The organism is Streptomyces sp. NPDC057424 (assembly GCF_042803315.1).
Classification (GTDB): domain Bacteria; phylum Actinomycetota; class Actinomycetes; order Streptomycetales; family Streptomycetaceae; genus Streptomyces.
Genome location: NZ_JBHVCP010000023.1, coordinates 13,989 through 31,168, shown reverse-complemented (window position 1 = coordinate 31,168; position 17,180 = coordinate 13,989). Strand labels below are relative to the sequence as shown.

18 protein-coding genes and 1 pseudogene are annotated in these 17,180 nt (G+C 70.5%); 6 read left to right on the top strand and 13 right to left on the bottom strand.

Annotated elements, in window-relative coordinates; translation table 11 throughout:
* Positions 1–76 precede the first annotated feature (76 nt).
* The 4 genes from ACFU3E_RS19705 to ACFU3E_RS19690 all read right to left on the bottom strand — a co-directional run bounded on the left by ACFU3E_RS19705 (position 77) and on the right by ACFU3E_RS19690 (position 4,031).
* A complete protein-coding gene (locus ACFU3E_RS19705) occupies positions 77–832 on the bottom strand; it encodes an AIM24 family protein (protein ID WP_384159475.1) in 756 nt (251 codons plus the stop codon).
* A gap of 16 nt (positions 833–848) precedes the next feature.
* Positions 849–1,529, bottom strand: coding sequence for an AIM24 family protein (locus tag ACFU3E_RS19700; protein ID WP_031112077.1), 681 nt, complete (start codon positions 1,527–1,529; stop codon positions 849–851).
* An 11-nt stretch (positions 1,530–1,540) separates the two neighbouring features.
* Positions 1,541–3,280, bottom strand: coding sequence for a TerD family protein (locus ACFU3E_RS19695; protein WP_384159472.1), 1,740 nt, complete (start codon positions 3,278–3,280; stop codon positions 1,541–1,543).
* Positions 3,281–3,422: 142 nt separating this feature from the next.
* Entirely contained in the window at positions 3,423–4,031 is a 609-nt protein-coding gene (locus ACFU3E_RS19690; protein WP_384159469.1) for a M48 family metallopeptidase, read from the bottom strand.
* Positions 4,032–4,364: 333 nt separating this feature from the next.
* On the opposite strand from ACFU3E_RS19690, the gene ACFU3E_RS19685 reads away from it, so the two are divergent.
* Together ACFU3E_RS19685 and ACFU3E_RS19680 are read left to right on the top strand one after the other, a co-directional pair.
* Entirely contained in the window at positions 4,365–5,579 is a 1,215-nt protein-coding gene (locus tag ACFU3E_RS19685; RefSeq protein WP_384159466.1) for a TOMM precursor leader peptide-binding protein, read from the top strand.
* Positions 5,572–6,942 carry an ABC1 kinase family protein gene (locus ACFU3E_RS19680; protein WP_384159463.1) on the top strand — a complete coding sequence of 457 codons (1,371 nt, stop codon included), beginning with the start codon at positions 5,572–5,574 and terminating at the stop codon, positions 6,940–6,942. Before ACFU3E_RS19685 ends, ACFU3E_RS19680 begins: the two co-directional genes overlap by 8 nt.
* A 16-nt stretch (positions 6,943–6,958) precedes the next feature.
* On the opposite strand, the gene ACFU3E_RS19675 is transcribed toward ACFU3E_RS19680, so the two are convergent.
* From ACFU3E_RS19675 to ACFU3E_RS19655, 5 genes are all read right to left on the bottom strand, one after another.
* Entirely contained in the window at positions 6,959–7,177 is a 219-nt protein-coding gene (locus ACFU3E_RS19675; RefSeq protein WP_384159461.1) for a hypothetical protein, read from the bottom strand.
* A 348-nt stretch (positions 7,178–7,525) separates the two neighbouring features.
* Positions 7,526–7,849 carry a hypothetical protein gene (locus ACFU3E_RS19670; protein WP_384159458.1) on the bottom strand — a complete coding sequence of 108 codons (324 nt, stop codon included), beginning with the start codon at positions 7,847–7,849 and terminating at the stop codon, positions 7,526–7,528.
* Complete coding sequence (locus ACFU3E_RS19665; RefSeq protein WP_031132355.1) at positions 7,846–8,214, bottom strand: WhiB family transcriptional regulator; 369 nt, start codon at positions 8,212–8,214, stop codon at positions 7,846–7,848. The genes ACFU3E_RS19670 and ACFU3E_RS19665 overlap by 4 nt, the downstream gene beginning before the upstream one ends.
* 172 nt (positions 8,215–8,386) lie before the next feature.
* A complete protein-coding gene (locus tag ACFU3E_RS19660; RefSeq protein ID WP_384159455.1) occupies positions 8,387–8,713 on the bottom strand; it encodes a hypothetical protein in 327 nt (108 codons plus the stop codon).
* 163 nt (positions 8,714–8,876) lie between these two features.
* Positions 8,877–11,129 (bottom strand): ATP-dependent DNA helicase UvrD2, encoded by a 2,253-nt coding sequence (locus ACFU3E_RS19655; protein WP_384159451.1) that lies wholly within the window; start codon positions 11,127–11,129, stop codon positions 8,877–8,879.
* A 126-nt stretch (positions 11,130–11,255) separates the two neighbouring features.
* On the opposite strand from ACFU3E_RS19655, the gene ACFU3E_RS19650 reads away from it, so the two are divergent.
* The 3 genes from ACFU3E_RS19650 to ACFU3E_RS19640 all read left to right on the top strand — a co-directional run bounded on the left by ACFU3E_RS19650 (position 11,256) and on the right by ACFU3E_RS19640 (position 12,242).
* Positions 11,256–11,513: a mycoredoxin gene (locus ACFU3E_RS19650; RefSeq protein ID WP_384159447.1), complete on the top strand. Its 258-nt coding sequence runs from the start codon at positions 11,256–11,258 to the stop codon at positions 11,511–11,513.
* Between the two features lie 155 nt (positions 11,514–11,668).
* On the top strand, positions 11,669–11,884 hold the full coding sequence (locus tag ACFU3E_RS19645; protein WP_384159445.1) for a hypothetical protein: 216 nt from the start codon (positions 11,669–11,671) through the stop codon (positions 11,882–11,884).
* Positions 11,871–12,242 carry a DUF6879 family protein gene (locus ACFU3E_RS19640; RefSeq protein WP_384159442.1) on the top strand — a complete coding sequence of 124 codons (372 nt, stop codon included), beginning with the start codon at positions 11,871–11,873 and terminating at the stop codon, positions 12,240–12,242. Before ACFU3E_RS19645 ends, ACFU3E_RS19640 begins: the two co-directional genes overlap by 14 nt.
* Here ACFU3E_RS19640 and ACFU3E_RS19635 read toward each other — a convergent pair.
* A complete protein-coding gene (locus ACFU3E_RS19635; RefSeq protein ID WP_384159439.1) occupies positions 12,136–13,839 on the bottom strand; it encodes a recombinase family protein in 1,704 nt (567 codons plus the stop codon). The two genes, ACFU3E_RS19640 and ACFU3E_RS19635, sit on opposite strands and share 107 nt — an antisense overlap.
* 54 nt (positions 13,840–13,893) lie before the next feature.
* Here ACFU3E_RS19635 and ACFU3E_RS19630 point away from each other — a divergent pair.
* A pseudogene (locus ACFU3E_RS19630) lies at positions 13,894–13,989 on the top strand (NrdH-redoxin); the annotation flags it as partial.
* Between the two features lie 41 nt (positions 13,990–14,030).
* On the opposite strand, the gene ACFU3E_RS19625 reads toward ACFU3E_RS19630, so the two are convergent.
* The 3 genes from ACFU3E_RS19625 to ACFU3E_RS19615 all read right to left on the bottom strand — a co-directional run bounded on the left by ACFU3E_RS19625 (position 14,031) and on the right by ACFU3E_RS19615 (position 17,170).
* Positions 14,031–14,663, bottom strand: a complete 633-nt coding sequence (locus tag ACFU3E_RS19625; protein ID WP_384159435.1) for a class I SAM-dependent methyltransferase — start codon at positions 14,661–14,663, stop codon at positions 14,031–14,033.
* A gap of 4 nt (positions 14,664–14,667) precedes the next feature.
* Positions 14,668–15,612, bottom strand: a complete 945-nt coding sequence (gene nudC / locus ACFU3E_RS19620; RefSeq protein ID WP_384159432.1) for an NAD(+) diphosphatase — start codon at positions 15,610–15,612, stop codon at positions 14,668–14,670.
* 154 nt (positions 15,613–15,766) lie between these two features.
* On the bottom strand, positions 15,767–17,170 hold the full coding sequence (locus ACFU3E_RS19615) for a dipeptidase (protein WP_384159429.1): 1,404 nt from the start codon (positions 17,168–17,170) through the stop codon (positions 15,767–15,769).
* Between the last annotated feature and the right edge of the window lie 10 nt (positions 17,171–17,180).

Genomic DNA, 17,180 nt, shown 5'->3' with positions numbered 1-17,180 from the left:
CGCGACCGGCCGCACACGGTGTGCGGCCCGGACCGGACCGTACAGCCACGAACCCCTCGGCTGAACCGCGAAGCGGTCAGCTCCAGACGTTGCCCTGGTTCTGCCCGCGTGCTCCCTGCTGGCCCATGCCGTACTGGGCGGAGAGGCCCGAGCCGATCTGGGCGTTCTGCGGTGGCAGCAGTTCGCTCGGCTGGACGAGCGCGACGCCGGTGCCCATGAAGCTCAGCTCCCAGCCCTCGCCGGTGCTGCCGCGGCGCCGCCACACCCCGGAGGAGTGCGTCTGGGCCTGCATCTGCACGCGCAGGCTCGTCGACCAGGCGACGATGGCGTCGGCGTCGCAGTTGACGTACTTGTCGGGCGTCACCTGCAGCAGCAGCGGCATCCCGGAGGTCATCAGGGCGACCTTGCCCCGGCCTGAGATGTTGAGCTGGTACTTCCCGGAGCCGGAGATGCCGTACACGCTGTCCACGGCGATGACCTCGTGGTGCAGGGAGGAGTCCATCGCCAGCACGTAGCTGCTGTCGACGGTGAGGCCCTCCTGGTCCACCTCCATGACGTGGACGTGCTGCTTGAGGTTGGCGAGGTAGACCGTGCCCTGCCCGTGGCAGCGCATGAGGTCGAGTCCCTCACCGGTGTGCGCACGCGAGCGTGCCTGGTCGTTGCTCTGGTACTCGGCGTCGAACTCGACGAGGCCCTGGTAGGCGACCATGGTGCCCTTGCGGGCCAGGATGTCGTCGTGGCCCTCCAGGGCGACGCGCAGCATCTGCTTGTTCTGCAGGCTCCAGCGTTCCTGGGTCTGCTGCTCGTTGTAGGCGAAAATCGGGCTCTGCATGGCGTGTGGTTCCCCCTCAGCCCCGGACCCGGAGGCGGTCGGTGCTGTCCTCGCTGGGCTGGACGACGACGATGCCCTGACCGGAGAAGGCCATCTGGTAGGCCTCGCCGCTGCCGCGGCCGATCAGCGACTGGGCCCGGAAGCTGCGCTTGCCCTTCACCTTGAGGTTCGGGGACCAGGCGACGAGCGCGTCGGGGTCGACGTACGTCTCGTCCTCGCCGCCTCCGCAGTCGACGACGATGGGCTTGCCCCGGGAGGTCAGCGCGACCCAGCCCTGCCCGGAGATCTTGGTGTTCCACAGGCCCTGCCCGGCGAACTTCGCCAGGCCCTTGACCCGCTCCACGCCCCAGGTGAGGTGGGCGTCGAAGGCGAGCAGGTTGGTGGCGTTGACGGAGATGCCGTCGCCGTTGAGGTTGATGACGACGACGTTCGCCCCGTAGTCGGCGAGGTAGAGCAGGCCGTCGCCGGAGCACTTCATCAGGGGCGCGCCCTCGCCGGTCATCCAGTCCTTGGCGATCTGGCGCACGGCCGGCGGGTTGGGCTCGTACTGGACGAACCCTTCGTAGGCGACCATCGACCCCACGCGCGCGAGGAGGTCGTTCCCGGTCTGCATGGCGACCTTCAGCATGTGGTTGCCGTGGTTCTCCATGCGGGCGGTGACAGGGGCGGGGGCGTGGCCCGCGAGCTGCTGTGTCATGACGGGCTCCCTCAGACCTCGTACGGCTGGACGACGATGAAGTTGCCGGGCGCACCCCGGAACTGGAGGTTGACGCTCTCCCCCGTGTCACCGGGGTAGGCGTTGCGGCGCATCCGCACCTGACTGGAGACGACGACCTGGGCGGCGGCCGACCAGGCGACCACGGCGTTGCAGTCGGCGAACGTGGTGGGCGTGACGGGCAGCACCACGGGCGTGCCGTGCGTCTTCACGACGATGGTGCCGGTGCCCTGGAACTGCATGGTGAACAGTGCGCCGCCGGGGATGCCGTGCCCTTCGATGCGGCGGACCTCGTAGGTGAGGCTCTCGTCGAAGGCGAGGACGTTCTCGGCGGAGACGCAGACGGCGTCGCCCTGGAGCTCGAGGGGGTGCAGCATGGTCGAGTTCTCGGCGAGGAACACCTGCCCCTGGCCGGTACAGCGCATCAGCTGCATCTCCTGGCCGGTCGCGTTGCCCACGATCCGGCCGGCGAAGCCGGCGCCCTTGTAGCTGAAGTCGACCTTGCCCTGGTAGAGCACCATGCTGCCCTGCCGGGCCAGCACCGGCTGTCCGCCGATGCCGAGGTCGACGCGGACCAGCTTCTTGTTCTGCTGGGTCCAGCGCTGCCCCGTGGGGGTCTCCTTGAACTGCTGGAGCGCGGCGGACACACCGGGGCCCTGGGGAGCGCCTTGAGGGGCACCCTGCGGGGCTCCGTAGGGCGCCGCCTGCCCGAACGGCTGCTGCTGGCCGTAGCCCGGAGGAGGGGTGGGCTGGCCGTAACCGGGAGGCGGGGTGGCCTGGCCGTAACCGGGGGGCGGGGCCGGGGCATGGGGAGCCTGCGGCGCGTGAGGTGCCTGCGGCTGGCCGTAGCCGGGAGGCGGCGGGGCCGTCTGGCCGGGGACCTGGCCGTACTGCGGCGGCTGCTGGCCCGGATGGCCGTACGGTGCGGGCGCCGGGGGCGGGGGCGGCACCGGGGAGCCACCGGGCGGGGTGTTCAGGGGCGCGACGATGGTCGGGGCGGCGTGCACCTGGGGTGCGGGCGCCGGGGCTGGAGGCGGGGTGGGTCCGGGCGGGGGCGCGAAGCCCTGTGCGGCGGGCTGGGGCGCGGGAGCCGGAGGCGCCGCCGGTGCGGATTCCGGAGTTCCGGGGACTCCGAACGCGGGCGGGGCGAAGCCCGGGGCGGCGCCGGCCTGCGGCTGCTGCGGGGCGGTCGCGGACGTCTCCTCCTCGGCCACCTCTCCGCCGAAGTTCTTCAGCAGCGCATCCAGACCGCCGTCGAAGCCCTGCCCGACGGCGGCGAACCGCCAGACGTCCTTGAGGTAGAAGTCGCCCAGCATCACTGCACGTTCGGTGGAGAACTCCGAGCCGTTGAAGGAGTAGCGCGCCACCTCCTCGCCGCCCGCGACGATGCGGATGTAGCCGGAGGCGATCTGCGACATCTGGCCGGCGCCGTCGATCGTCGCCGTGAAGGACAGCTTCTGGATCTGCGACGGGATCCGGTCGAGCGTCACCCGGAAGGACTCCGTGTCGCCCGCCTGGGCGCCCAGGAGCTGAATGGACTCCTCGGGGGACTTCGGCTGGTTGAAGAAGACGAAGTACCGGTCGTCCGAGAGCCGTTCGTCGGCGTCGAGGCCGAAGCAGCTGATGTCGAAACTCAGTCCGGGGCCGGCGATCTGTACGCCTACGTACAGATCCGTGCCCGCGGTGAGGTCACTGATCCTGGCCTTGTGGCCGCGTTGGAATTCCCTGGCCATGCGTAACGACCGTCCCCCATCCAGAACGTGAGTGCGTCGCGCCAGGCTAACGGCAAACTCGGACACCGGACGAGGTCGGTACAGAGCCGGTACACAACGCCCGCTCAGCCGTATCGGCTGTTCGCTCGCGGAAAGCGGCCGGTCACCCCTCGGGGCCCTCACCCCGCGCACCGGGTACATGGGGCAACCGCTCGGCGGCGACCACGCCTTCGAGATATCCCCGCGCCCGCTCCGTGCGCGGATAGGCCTCCAGGAGTTCCCAGAAGCGAGGTCCGTGTCCGGGGACGAGCAGATGGGCGAGTTCGTGGACGAGAACGTAGTCGACGACGTACTCGGGCATGCCCTGAAGGCGGTGCGACAGGCGGATGCTGCCTTCGGAGGGGGTGCAGGATCCCCAGCGCGTGTTCTGGTTGGTCACCCAGCGCACCGACGCGGGCCGGGCACGCCCGTCGAAGTACTGGTCCGAGAGGCGCCGGGCACGCTCGGCCAGCTCTGCGTCACCGAGCGCCCGCTTGCTCTCCTGGGCGGCCAGTTTGTCGAGCATGACGTTCACCCAGCGCTGCTCCTCCGCCTCGGACATCCGGGCGGGGATGAGCACCACGGTGCGATCGCCCTCGCGGTACGCGGAGACCGTTCTGCGTCGGCGGGTGCTCCTGCGGACCTCGATCGCGCTCGCCCTCGAGCCGCTCGGCGGCTGGCTCGTCGTGCTGCGCTGTGCGGTTCCGGCGCGGTGCAGTGGGTCGGCGGGCACGCCCCGACGTTACCCGCTGCACACCGGGAAGTCCCGGCTCCGGGACGGTTCGGTGCAGCCGCTCCCGCCGGGTGCCGGATTTGTACGACGAATGCCCGCGCCTGTGGACAACTTTCGGCAGCAGACGGCGGGTTTGGGCATGCTGGATCTCGTCGGCGAAGCGATGGCGGGACCGGCCCGGGACCAGGGGCCGTATCCGCGCTCGAGTTCGGCCTGCGCACGGGCCGTGCCTGTGCTCGGGCCCCGCTCGTGACGGGCTCGGCGTGACCAGCTGGGGCCTGCGTCCGCGCTCCACCGGCATACGGGGACGATCTGCGGCATACGGGGGCTGTGATGCATCCAATCGTGAAACCCGCACTCAGGCGTGGCTGGCGCGACCTCAAGACCGTGCAGTTCGGAATGACACCGGCGCATGCGATGACGGTCGGTCCCATAGACCTGGCGACGGGCAGCTTCCTCGACCTGCTGAACGGCACGCGGGGTCTGGAGCTCCTGCGCGAGGAGGGACGCCGCATGGACCTGCCCGACGGGCATGTCGACGGGCTGGTGCGGGGGCTCGCGGGAGCGGGGCTGCTGGACGACGCCCGGGGCGGCGGGCCGGCCGCCGACGCCCTGCGGAAGAAGAAGGAGGTCCTCGACCGGCTGCGCCCCGACCTGGCCTCCCTCTCCCTGACGACCTCGGCGCCCGGCGATGCGATCGGGCAGCTGGCCGCCCGGCGCTCGCAGCGCGTGCAGGTGCGGGGCGCGGGCCGGGTGGGTGTCGTGCTGGCCTCGCTCCTGGCCGGGGCCGGCGTGGGTGAGGTGGACGTGCTCGACGGTGGCCGTGTGGAGCCGTGGGACGTCGCGCCGGGCGGGCTTCCCCCGGAATCCGTCGGCGACCGCAGGGACGAGTCGGCCCGCCGCGCCGTGCGCCGGGCGGCCCCGGACCGGCCGCCGCGCCGCAGGGCGACCCAGGCGTCCCCGGACGACGGCGACCCGGGGTTTTCACTGGTGATCCTTGCCCCGCGGGACGATGTCGCCGTGCACGCGCCCGACCCGGCCGCCGCCGAGCCGCTGATGACGTCCGGGACACCCCATCTGTACGCCGGTGTCGTGGAGGGCACCGGCGTGGTCGGCCCTCTCGTCCTGCCCGGGGAGACGGGCTGCGCCGGCTGTCTGCACGAGAGGCGTGCCGACCGGGACCCGACCTGGCTGCGCCTGGTGGCCCAGTGGCGCTCCGGCAGGCAGCGTCAGGTGCGGCCCTGCGATCTGACGCTGGCCACGACCGTGGCCGGACTGGCGGCCGCCCATGCGCTCGCTTTTCTGGACGGCCGGGTTCCGTCCAGCGCCGGGGCGCGCTGGGAGGTCTCCGTCCCCGCTCTCCACTGGCATGCGCGGCCGATCTGGCCGCATCCGGCATGCCCGTGCGGGGCGTCGGAGAGAGGAAAAGGGGAGCACCTCTCGGAGGACGGGGAGCCGGAGGGGACAATGGCGGTGCAACGGCCGTCGGAGCGGTGCCGTGAGGCAGAGGCGGAGCGGCCGGCTGGGACTTGGAGGGCGCATGTCTGATCTTCCCCGGAAGGCGGTCACCCGGACCGCCAAGCTCGCCGCGCTCCCGCTCGGCATCGCCGGGCGGGCGACCTGGGGATTCGGCAAGCGGATCGTCGGCGAGTCCGCCGATCTCGTCGGCCGGGAACTCCAACAGCGCACGGCGGAGCAGCTGTTCAAGGTGCTCGGCGAGCTCAAGGGCGGCGCGATGAAGTTCGGCCAGGCCCTGTCCGTCTTCGAGTCCGCGCTGCCCGAGGAGGTGGCCGGCCCCTACCGGGCCGCGCTGACCAAGCTCCAGGAGGCGGCGCCGCCCATGCCGACCCGCACCGTGCACGCGGTGCTCGCGGAGCGGCTCGGCGACGGCTGGCACGAGCTGTTCCTGGAGTTCGAGGACAAGCCCGCCGCGGCGGCCTCGATCGGCCAGGTCCACCGGGGAGTGTGGCACGACGGCCGCGAGGTGGCGGTCAAGGTGCAGTACCCGGGCGCCGGTGAGGCCCTGCTGTCGGACCTGAACCAACTGAGCCGCTTCTCGCGTCTGCTCGGTCCGCTGATCCCCGGCATGGACATCAAGCCACTGATCACGGAGCTGAAGGACCGCGTCTCGGAGGAACTGGACTACGGCCTGGAGGCCCAGGCCCAGCAGGCCCACGCCGGGGAGTTCACGGACGACCCGGATGTGGTCGTGCCGCAGGTGGTCCACCAGTCCGACCAGGTCCTGGTCACCGAGTGGATGGACGGCATCCCGCTGTCGGAGATCATCTCGGACGGCACCCAGGAACAGCGCGACCGAGCCGGTCAGCTCCTGGCCCGCTTCCTCTTCTCCGGCCCCGCCCGCACGGGCCTGCTGCACGCCGATCCCCACCCGGGCAACTTCCGGCTTCTGCCCGGCGGCCCGGAGGGCGAGGACGACTGGCGCCTGGGTGTCCTGGACTTCGGCACGGTCGACCGTCTCCCGGGCGGGCTGCCGGCCACCATCGGCGAGTCCCTGCGCATGACTCTCGACGGGGAGGCCGAGGCGGTCTACCAGCTCCTGTGCACGGAAGGGTTCGTGAAGGAGACCGTAGAGCTGGACCCGGACGCCGTCATGGACTACCTGCTGCCGATCATCGAACCGGCCCAGGTGGAGGAGTTCACCTTCACCAGGGGCTGGATGCGCAGCCAGGCTGCTCGTGTCGCCGACCCCCGCTCCCCCGCCTACCAGCTCGGCAAGCAGCTCAATCTGCCCCCGTCCTATCTGCTGATCCACCGGGTGACGCTGAGCACGATCGGCGTGCTGTGTCAGCTGGGGGCGACGGTGCGGCTGCGCGAGGAGCTGGAGGAGTGGCTGCCGGGGTTCGTTCCGGAGGACCTGGTGGACGGCGAGGAGGCGGTGGCGGAGGCGTGAGTCCCGGCTGCGGGCCTCACCACCAGTCCAGATCCAGGCGCCCCTCGATGGACCTGAGGTTCGCCCGGGAGCAGGTCTCGCAGTAGTGGTGGCGGGCGCCGTTCTCCACGGAGTAGGTCCAGGTGAGTGGGGGACCTTCGGTCAGCACTTCGGCCGACGTGCCACAGCGGGCGCAGACAAAGCGGCGCGGCTCCGCGGCAGAGCCGTCGTCGCTGCCTCCTGGAGGACTCGTCATCCGGCGACGATATCTCCGCGCCCGGTGACTCGGTGAGCACAACGCCCCGGGCTGGGCTGGCGCGCCCCCCGGCTGCTGACCGGCATCACGCCCCAGCTCAGTACGCACCGCGCCCTGTCGATGGCCGGGCGTGCCCGGGGCTCGGTGCGCCATGCCCTGGCGCAACGCCCCAGCCCGTTGGGCACCGTGCCCCCGCACCACAGCCTGGCTCGGTGGGCGCCGCCCGCCCGCTTGGCCGGCACAACGCACCGCGGGGGCCGGTCGGTTCGGCACGGACCGGCCCCCGCGTGACAGCTCGGCGGCGGCAGCGCGGCCTCTCAGCTGGGAGGCCCCCGCTTCAGGTGCGGGTTACTGCATGACCGCCATGGCGAGCGCCCGGCGGGCACGCATTGACGCGCGCTCCGCCCTGCGCTGCATCCGGCGGGCGGCCGCCAGGCGCACGGCCTGGCGATCCCGCTCCGCCTCCTGCAGTCGCTCGTGCATATGCGCACGAGCCATGGCTTCTGGAATGAGTTGCATCTCACGGGTCCTGTTCTGACGCGAGTCCTTCGCGCCGCTGATGGTGAAGTCTTGGGTAGCGGAGCCTGCGGGCTCGTAAGTGGACGGCTTCATCGGGGCCTGCTTCTGGGGGTCGTGCGTGAGGGGGCGGTCGATCGTTCCTGCGGTGTTCATGCTGTGACCGGGTTCTTGCGCGGGCGGCCACGCGGCCGCTTCCGGGCGACAACGACACCCTGGACGAACAGCTCGCCACCCCAGACGCCCCAGGGCTCGCGCCGCTCCTTGGCGCCGGCGAGGCAGGCCTCGACCAGCGGGCAGGTGCGGCAGAGTGCCTTGGCGTACTCGACGTCCGCGGGCGACTCGGCGAAGAAGACCTCCGGGTCGTAGGAGCGGCACGGGACGGGTACGCCGAGGTTCTCGATGGCGTCGTCGAGCGCGGTGAGCGCGGTGAGCGGGGTCAAGGCGGGGTCCTCCGTGGAGCCGGGCTTGGGGATCGTGTCGGAAGGCGGTACGGACGGGGCGTGCGCTTCGAGTTGCACGGTTCGTCTTCCTCGTCTGGTCGTTCCGGCCTGTTGGCCGGGGGTGGTGGTACCGGGTTCTTTTCTTGTCCCGAGGCGCCTTCGGTCCGTCATCCCTGTTCAGGGACAAACAGAAGGGCCGCGGATCCCGGATGGGGTTCCGCGGCCCTGAAGGCGCCGGCCTGATCGGCGATCAGGCTGGATCACTCCAGGGTTCTGGCCCACGGAAGGCCCACATCTGGTGGTGCTGCGTCGTCTGCTTCCGGAATCCGGCACCGGTCGTGGTGAAGGCATAGGCCTTTGCCTGTGCCTCTACTGCCGCTTCCAGTGCCTTGGTCGGTCGCTCATTGCGCTCACGGACGGGAAGGCCCGCGGGAGCAACGGAGAGGGACGCCGGACGGGCGGCACGAATGCCGGACAGACCGGTGCCCAGGTTCGAAACGCCGAGCATGCACGCGGAGACGGCCGAGCGATCGGTCATTTTCACGATGCTGACGGAGCTGGTGTTGATGCTGATCACTGGACTCGCCTCCTCTCGGCGTCTCGGGGGACTGGTGAACCAGTCCGACGGATGTGCAAGTACAACACGGAATCAGGGCCTCCGAGAAGGCCGCTGCTCTCGTGCCTAAGAACCTATGGGGATTGCTGGGGCATGCGCAAACTATTTTTTCGACGAGTTCGTGTCAGTCCTGATCCGTGCTCTCCGCGAGTGACTGGCCTGCGCAGATGGCCAGTACGTCGGCGCCGTAGCGGGTGAGCTTGCGCATCCCGACACCCGGGATGCGGGCGAGCTCACGCTCGTCGTCGGGGGCGGACTCGGCGATCGCCATCAGGGTCCTGTCAGTGAACACGCAGAAGGCGGGCTGACCACTGCTGCGCGCCTGGTCGGCGCGCCACTCGCGCAGCCGCTCGTACAGGCCCTCGTTCATGTCGGAGGGGCAGTCGTCGCAGCGCATCAGCTTCATCTCGCCCGGGTCGGTCAGCGTGCGGCCGCAGACCCGGCAGCGGGCGGGAACTCGCTGGGCCCGTTTCGGGGCGGACCCCCTGGTTCCGGGGATTCCGCGCTCGATTCCGCCCACTCCGCCGGCGGTGGCGCGTCCCGTGGTGCCCGTCGAACCGGGGCGCAGCCCGTCGAGGAAGCGACTGGGGCGGCGGTTCGGGCGTCCGCCGGGTGAGCGGGAGAGCGCCCACGAGACATGGAGGTGTTCTCGCGCGCGGGTGACACCGACATAGAGGAGGCGGCGCTCCTCCTCGACCTGTTCGTCGGTCTTCGCGTAGGTGATCGGCATCATGCCCTCGGCGACGCCGACCAGGAAGACGACGTCCCACTCCAGGCCCTTGGCCGAGTGCAGGGAAGCGAGGGTGACGCCCTGCACGGTGGGGGCGTGCTGGGCGTTCGCCCGTTCGTCGAGTTCCGCGACGAGGTCCGCCAGGGTGGCACCCGGTTTGGCGGCGGCGAAGTCCTGGGCGAGGTTCACCAGGGCGGCCAGCGACTCCCAGCGCTCTCTGACGGCACCGGAACCGGCCGGTGGCTGCGTCGTCCAGCCCTCTCCCGACAACACGGCGCGCACCTGGGAAGGAAGGTCGACGACGTCGTCCAGGAGGGAGTCGTTGCCGCCGAAGCGGGCTGCGCCGCGCAGGGCGATGCCCGCCTTGCGCACCTCCGGGCGGTCGAAGAACCGCTCGGCACCGCGCAGCTGGTAGGGCACCGCGGCGTCGGCGAGGGCCTGTTCATAGGTCTCGGACTGCGCGTTCGTGCGGAAGAGGATGGCGATCTCGGAGGCCGGGACCCCCGCGTCGACGAGTTCGCGGATCCGGCGGGCCGCGCCTTCCGCCTCGGCGGGCTCGTCGGTGTACTCGGCGTAGACCGGCTCGGGCCCCGGGGCACGCTGGGAGACGAGCTCCAGGCGGTGGTCGGCGGCCCGGCCCCGGGCCTGGGCGAGCAGGCCGTTGGCGAGGTGGACGACCTGAGGGGTGGAGCGGTAGTCGCGGACCAGTTTGACGACGGTGGCTCCGGGGTGGCGGGCGCGGAAGTCGAGCAGATGGTCCGGAGTCGCCCCGGTGAACGAGTAGATCGTCTGGCTGGCGTCCCCGACCACGCACAGACTGTCCCGCTCCCCCAGCCACAGTTCGAGCAGGCGCTGCTGGAGGGGGCTGACGTCCTGGTACTCGTCGACCACGAAGTGCTGGTACTGGGTGCGGATCTGCTCGGCGATGTCGTGCCGATCCTGGAGGACGGCCACGGTCAGCAGCAGCACGTCCTCGAAGTCGATGACGGACCGCTCGCGCTTGACGTCCTCGTAGGCGGCGTAGAGCTGGACGATCTCGGCGGGGTCGCGGGGGGACTCACGGCCGGCCTTGGCAGCGGCGGGCGCGTAGTCGGCGGGGACGGTCTGGGTGACCTTGGACCATTCGATCTCGGCGGTGACGTCCCGCAGCTCGCCCCGGTCGAGCCGGATGCGGCAGGCGGCCGCCGCGTCGGCGACGAGCTGGATCTTGCGGTCGACGAGCCGGGGCATCGAGCCGCCGATCGCTTTCGGCCAGAAGTACTGGAGCTGCCGCAGGGCGGCCGAGTGGAACGTACGCGCCTGGACACCCCCGGCGCCGAGCTGGCGCAGCCGGCCGCGCATCTCCCCGGCGGCACGGTTGGTGAAGGTGACGGCGAGGACGCTGGAAGGGTGCAGAATGCCGGCGCGCACTCCGTAGGCGATGCGGTGGGTGATCGCCCGTGTCTTGCCCGTCCCCGCGCCCGCCAGGACGCACACCGGACCGTGCAGGGCCGTGGCCACCTCGCGCTGCTCGGGGTCGAGCCCGTCGAGCACCGCGTCGGCGGAGTCCGGTACCTGCGGGAACAGGGTGGAGTGCGTTGCTGCTGTCACACAGCCATGCTGCCAGGTCGCGCGAGACGGCTGCGTCGGTTGTCCACAGGCAGGCACTGATAGTCGTACCAATGCGGCAGTCGTTACGTCGGGCCGGGCCCGGGGGCGGGAATGGTGGACCTTTCACATACGTTCCCCCCACTGCGACCACCCGCCCCGAGCCACCGAAGGAGCACGAGAGACATGCTGGGCACTGTGACGATGTACAGCACCACGTGGTGCGGCTACTGCCGCCGGCTGAAGAGCCAGATGGACCGCGAGGGCATCGCGTACACCGAGATCAACATCGAGCAGGACCCGGACTCCGCCGCGTTCGTGGAGAAGGCGAATGGCGGAAACCAGACGGTGCCGACGGTTCAAGTAGTTCCCTCCAGTGGTGGTGCTGAGGTCGTCATGACGAACCCGAGCCTTGCCCAGGTGAAGCAGGCGCTCGGCGTCTGATCCCGCGATACGCAACCCCCGGTCGGCCTGGAGCTGATCGGGGGTTTGCGCGCTCCGGGGACTTTCCCGTTTTGGAAAGCCGGGGATCTTGACCGTGCTGGCCGAAGGCCAGAAGCATCGAACGCGACAAGGACCGTCGACCTGAGGGGGAAGCCGTGGGCACACCGCTGCGGAAGCTGTCGGGAGACCCGGAGTGCAAGAACGGCACGTGCCCGACGCTGTGGGGTACGGACGATGGCAAGGACTACGTGGTACAGGGTTACGTGATCACCGACCCTGAACGGCTGGCGCAGCTCGATCTCCCCGAGGGAGAGACGGCCGTCATGGTCCCGGCCGCCGCACTTGAGGAGTTCTTCCGTGCTCAGCGGTGAGGAGTTCGGCCGTCTCTTCGAGACCTTCGAGCGGACCGCGTTCCGGCTGGAGACGCTCGACGTGTATGACGTGGAGGAGGAGCGGGAGGAGATCGCTCGGTTCCTCGCGGGTGAGGACATGGGCCCGGAGTGGAGCGACAGCCCATGGGTGCGCTCGATGACCGACAAGGGCAAGAGCGTGTCCCGCCCTTCTGACTCGGAACGACAGAAGGCCCCCAAGCCGGGAGCCTTCCTCGCTCGCTCATGCTGCATCAAGCGGACGCCGGTACCACCGTGGCTTCCCCTGCTCCCTGGACTTCCTCCTGGCCATTCGCCCGCTGTGCTGTCCGCTCCGCTTCGAAGTCCTCCCAACGGCTGACGATCTCCCACTCCACACCCGTAAGCGGCTTCGGCTTCTCGTACGGCTTTCCCGGCAACGAGATCGGCGTGATCGGTGAGAGCACCTGAGAAGACCTGGAGGGCACATCCCAATACGTGATGCCCTGCAGCTTGATGTTCTCGATCAGGTCGCCGGGATCGATGGCCAGGACGTCATGTCCGAAGTACGCCTTGACCTTGTGCTTCTTCAGCCATTCACGCCGTTCGTCGACACTCGACCGCTCCCACCACTCCGCGTAACTCTCGCCCGTACCCGTCCACACGGTCACCGGCTTCGGTCCCTCCTGGCTGGTGACCTTCTCTCGGTCCTGGGCAAGGCTGGCGACTTGTGAGGCGTACGCGACGGCGCTGATCTCGTCCTGCTGGAGTTCCTTCAGGAGCTGGTTCATCTTGCCGTCGATCACGGCGAGCTTCGCCGCACGACTGTCGTCGATGGTCGTCTTCGACTCCATCCGTTCCAGGTGGCCGATCTCGCCCAACAGGGCCGACTCCAGCCAGGGATACAAGTCCTCTGCCCAGAACCTCTGCTTCGGGCATGCCTGGATGCCCTTGCTCTTGTTGCCGTGACACCGATACCGCTCGCGCTTGCCCTTGGTCGGGTCCCCCTTCACGAAGTAGAGGGAGCTACCGCACAGCATGCAGAACGTCACGCCCACCGTCGGCGACGTAGAGCCCTTCTGCTTCTTGTACTTGACCGAGGCGACGGCTTCCGACAGCTTCGTCCACTCCTCCTCGTTCAGTACCGGCTCAGACCGCATGACGGGTGTGCCGTCGTCGTTGCGGACCACGGCGCCATTGGCTCGCACGTACTCCCCAAGCAGAGACCGGCTGACCAGTACGGCTTGCACTGTGGTCGGCGTCCATCTGGCGCCCCGAGGCTTCGGTTCCGCCAGCCGAGTTGTGCTCTCGCCTGCCGCCGCGCGGATGCGAGCGATGTCCTGAGCCGTGGGCACGCCTTGCTCGTTCAGCCAGTCGGCGACGGCCGAGAAACTCGGCTTCTCGATGAAGCGCCGGATCATCTCGATCAGCGTCGAGCCGTACTCGGGGTCGAGTTCCAGGCTGAAGCCTGCGTCGCCCTTCACCGCTCTGCGTCCGAAGGGGACAAGGCCACCCGGCCAGCGGCCGGTCTTCCGCATGGTCTCCCGGGAAGCCTTGTTGCGGGCCTTGATGGCGTCCAACTCGGCCTCTGCGACCACGGCCAGGATCTTGGCGATGGTCTTGCCCCATGGCTTCGAGAGGTCGAATCCCTCCTCGCAGGAGATGAGGCCCTTACCGTTCGCCTCGCACCACTCGATGATGTCCGAGAGGTGGCGGACCGACCGCGCGATGCGGTCGATCTTCAGGATGATGATGTGGTCGAACTGGTCCTTCTTGTTGTTGAGCCAGTCCCCCAGGGACGGACGCACCCACGGCGAGATGGACGCCGACACGTCGATGTCGACCGCAAAGTCGACCAGCTCCATTTCCTCCGCGTCGGCCCGCTTGCTGATGCGGGTCCGCTGCGTTTCCTCGCCGGTCTGGTTCTCGTTGCCTACAGACAGACGGACCACGCCAAGCGCCCTGGGCTTGTCGCTCACCCTTGCCCCTCCCCAAGACAGGGGCGGCCCTCCCTGGCCGCCACAAGTAAGGAGGGAAGTCTACAGACTGTGCCCACCGTCCTCTTCCCGGACGGCTCGACGCTCACGAACCCCTCGCTGGCTCAGGTGAAGCAGAGGATCGGCGCCTAGTCGCCGGGGCCTTGTGCGGGGTAGGCGGCTCCTGGGACAGCTCAGGGGCCGCCTTCTCGTGGTCTGTCCCACACGACGACGTAGCGCCACAGCAGCCTGCGGCGGTAGTCGCAGCCGGGCAGCAGCCGGTGGATCGCCTGCCGGATCTGCCCCCGGGACATGTGCACGTCCTCCATGGGCAGGCCGGCCGGTCCTCGCCTGCCGCCGCGCCGCCGCGCGTGCAGCCGGCTCGCGGGCACGCCGCACGCACTGATGAGCCGGTCCAGGGGCGTCCGGTTGGCGGCCATGCCGACGATCACCAGGCATCCGCCGGGTGCGGTGAGCCGGGCGAGGCGGGCGAGGCGGGCGACCGACTGCGCGAACGGCGCGTGGTGCACCACGGCGACCGCGCTGACGAAGTCGAACGCGCCTTCCGGCAGGGCCCCGGCGGCGAGATGGTCCGCCTCCAGATGGGTGACGTCGCCGGGCCCGTCCGCGTGCCCGCGGGCGAGTTCGATCATCTCCGGCGATCGGTCGACGCCCGCGACGGATGCCGAGCGTGCCGCGAGCTCGCGGGCGAGCAGTCCGTCGCCGCAGCCGGAGTCCAGGGCCGTGCGGCAGCCGTCCGGAACGGCGGCCAGCACCGCGGGATGGTGATGGACGTTGTGGTTCCGGTACGGATCGGTCACCCGCATCCCGTCAGGCGGCGCTCCGCGACGGGAGCGGCTTGCCGTACCAGAGCTCGATCAGGCGGGCCGCGATCGAGATGCCGTAGGGCGGGAGCATCTCGCCGGACTCGAAGGCGGCGCGAAGCTCCTCGCGGGAGAACCAGCGGGCCTCGTGGATCTCGTCGCCGTCGACGTCGATCTCGGTCGAGGTGGCGCGGGCCATGAAGCCCAGCATGAGGCTGGACGGGAAGGGCCAGGGCTGGCTGGCGACGTACTCGACCTGGCCGACGCTGATGCCGACCTCCTCGTGGACCTCGCGGCGGACCGACTGCTCGATGGACTCGCCCGGCTCGACGAAGCCGGCCAGCGTCGAGAAGCGGCCCTCGGGCCAGTGGACCTGGCGGCCGAGCAGGATGCGGTCGTCCTCGTCGGTCACGGCCATGATCACGGCGGGGTCCGTGCGCGGGTAGTGTTCCGCGCCGCAGGCCTGGCAGCGGCGGATGTGTCCGGCCGCGGCGATGACGGTGCGCTCGCCGCAGCGCGAGCAGAAGCGGTGCGTGCGCTGCCAGTTCTCCAGGCCCACCGCGTGCACCATCAGGCCCACGTCGCGGGCCGACAGCAGCGCGCCCGCCTCGCGCAGCCCCGCCGGGCGCGCGGACTGGTCCATGCGCCCGGGCAGGGAGTCCTTCTGGAGGGCGAAGTAGCTGACGCCGTCCTCGTCGATGCCGAGGAAGTAGCGGTGTGCCTCGGTGAGGGGAGCCTCGAAGGAGGGGGTCATGACGAGTTCGGTGCGCCCGTCCGCCGTCTCGTCGATGAGGACCTGTCCGCCGGAGACCACGAAGCAGCGCGTCGTCGGGTGGCTCCACGCCGCCGCGAGCCAGGCCTCGTCGAGCCGGTGGTGGGCGGCCCGGTCGATGCCGCTCGGGGCGGTGAGCGAGATGGGGCGGTCGGCGTTGTGGTCGGTCCAGGTGGTCACGGGTGCTTCCAACTCCCCGGTGGGACGATCGGGTTCGGCGGGCGGTTCAGCGGGACGTACGGAGGGGGCGACCTGGTCCGGCGGGCGCGGGCGGTGCGGGGCGGCGCTTCCAGTGTGCCCCGCGCGCCTGGCCGGTCCGGACGGAACGGGACGCTCAGGGCGCAGGGCGGCAGTTCTCGGCGAGGTCACCCCACAGGTACGCGGTGGTCTCGACGCCCTTGAGGAGGAGGTCGAGTTCGACTTTCTCGTTCGGTGCGTGCCAGCCGTCCGACGGGACGGAGATGCCCAGGAACAGCACCGGGGCGCCGAGGACGTCCTGGAGGTCCGCCGCCGGCCCGGAGCCGCCCTCGCGCGTGAAGCGGACCGGCTTCTCGAAGGCCCGGCCCATGGCGCGGGTGACCGACCGGAGGGCCGGGTGGTCCAGCGGCGTCAGGCACGGGCGCGTGGCCCCGCTGAACGTGATGTCGCAGCGGATCCCGGGCGGCACCTGCTGTTCGGCCCAGGCGCGGACGGCCTTCTCCACATGGCCGGGGTCCTGGCCCGCCACCAGGCGGAACGACAGCTTCACCATGGCGGCGGAGGGGATGATCGTCTTGCTGCCGGGGCCCTGGTAGCCGCCCCCGATGCCGTTGACCTCCGCGGTGGGGCGGGCCCAGATCCGCTCCAGGGTGGTGTAACCGGCCTCCCCCTGGGTGGCGTGCGACGTGGCTGTGCGCAGCCACTGCTGCTCGTCGAAGGGCAGTTCGGCGAGGAGCTCGCGCTCGCGGTCGGTGAGTTCGACCACGCCGTCGTAGAAGCCGGGGATCGCCACGCGCGCGTGCTCGTCGTGCAGGGCGGCGACCAGGCGGGCGGCGGCCGTCGCCGGATTGGGCACCGCGCCGCCGAAGGAGCCGGAGTGGATGTCCTGGCCGGGGCCCTGCAGGCGTATCTCGCACTCGGCGAGGCCGCGCATGCCGGTGCACACCGTGGGGGTGTCCTCGGACCACATGCCGGTGTCGGAGACGATCACGACGTCGGCGGCGAGGCGCTCGGCGTGCTGCTCGACCAGGGCCCGGAAGTGCGGCGAGCCGGATTCCTCCTCGCCCTCGACGAGCAGCTTGAGGTGCACGGCCGGGGTGCTGCGGCCGGTGGCGGCGAGGTGGGCGCGGACGCCGAGGGTGTGGAAGAACACCTGACCCTTGTCGTCTGCCGCCCCGCGCGCGTAGAGGCGGTTCCCGCGCACGACCGGCTCGAAGGGCTCGCTGTCCCAGCCGTCCTCCCGGGTGGCGGGCTGCACGTCGTGGTGGCCGTAGACCAGCACCGTGGGCGCCCGCGGGTCGTCACAGGGCCACTCCGCGAAGACGGCGGGCGCGCCCGGGGTCTGCCAGACCTCGGCCGTCGGGAAGCCGGTCTCCTTCAGCTTGGTGGCGAGCCAGTCGGCGCTGCGTCGCACGTCGGGCGCGTGGTCCGGCTGGGCGGACACCGACGGGATGCGCAGCCACTCGGCGAGGTCGTCGAGGAAGGCGGCGCGGTGCTGCTGGATGTACGTACGGACGACGCTGTCCGGGGTCTGGCTCATGGTCACGAGC

What these genes read in the sequence shown, in the direction of transcription:
- ACFU3E_RS19705 (WP_384159475.1), bottom strand. Translation starts at nt 832, where the DNA reads ATGCAGAGCCCGATTTTCGCCTACAACGAGCAGCAGACCCAGGAACGC.
- ACFU3E_RS19700 (WP_031112077.1), bottom strand. Translation starts at nt 1,529, where the DNA reads ATGACACAGCAGCTCGCGGGCCACGCCCCCGCCCCTGTCACCGCCCGC.
- ACFU3E_RS19695 (WP_384159472.1), bottom strand. Translation starts at nt 3,280, where the DNA reads ATGGCCAGGGAATTCCAACGCGGCCACAAGGCCAGGATCAGTGACCTC.
- ACFU3E_RS19685 (WP_384159466.1), top strand. Translation starts at nt 4,365, where the DNA reads ATGCATCCAATCGTGAAACCCGCACTCAGGCGTGGCTGGCGCGACCTC.
- ACFU3E_RS19680 (WP_384159463.1), top strand. Translation starts at nt 5,572, where the DNA reads ATGTCTGATCTTCCCCGGAAGGCGGTCACCCGGACCGCCAAGCTCGCC.
- ACFU3E_RS19675 (WP_384159461.1), bottom strand. Translation starts at nt 7,177, where the DNA reads ATGACGAGTCCTCCAGGAGGCAGCGACGACGGCTCTGCCGCGGAGCCG.
- ACFU3E_RS19670 (WP_384159458.1), bottom strand. Translation starts at nt 7,849, where the DNA reads ATGAACACCGCAGGAACGATCGACCGCCCCCTCACGCACGACCCCCAG.
- ACFU3E_RS19650 (WP_384159447.1), top strand. Translation starts at nt 11,256, where the DNA reads ATGCTGGGCACTGTGACGATGTACAGCACCACGTGGTGCGGCTACTGC.
- ACFU3E_RS19625 (WP_384159435.1), bottom strand. Translation starts at nt 14,663, where the DNA reads ATGCGGGTGACCGATCCGTACCGGAACCACAACGTCCATCACCATCCC.
- ACFU3E_RS19615 (WP_384159429.1), bottom strand. Translation starts at nt 17,170, where the DNA reads ATGAGCCAGACCCCGGACAGCGTCGTCCGTACGTACATCCAGCAGCAC.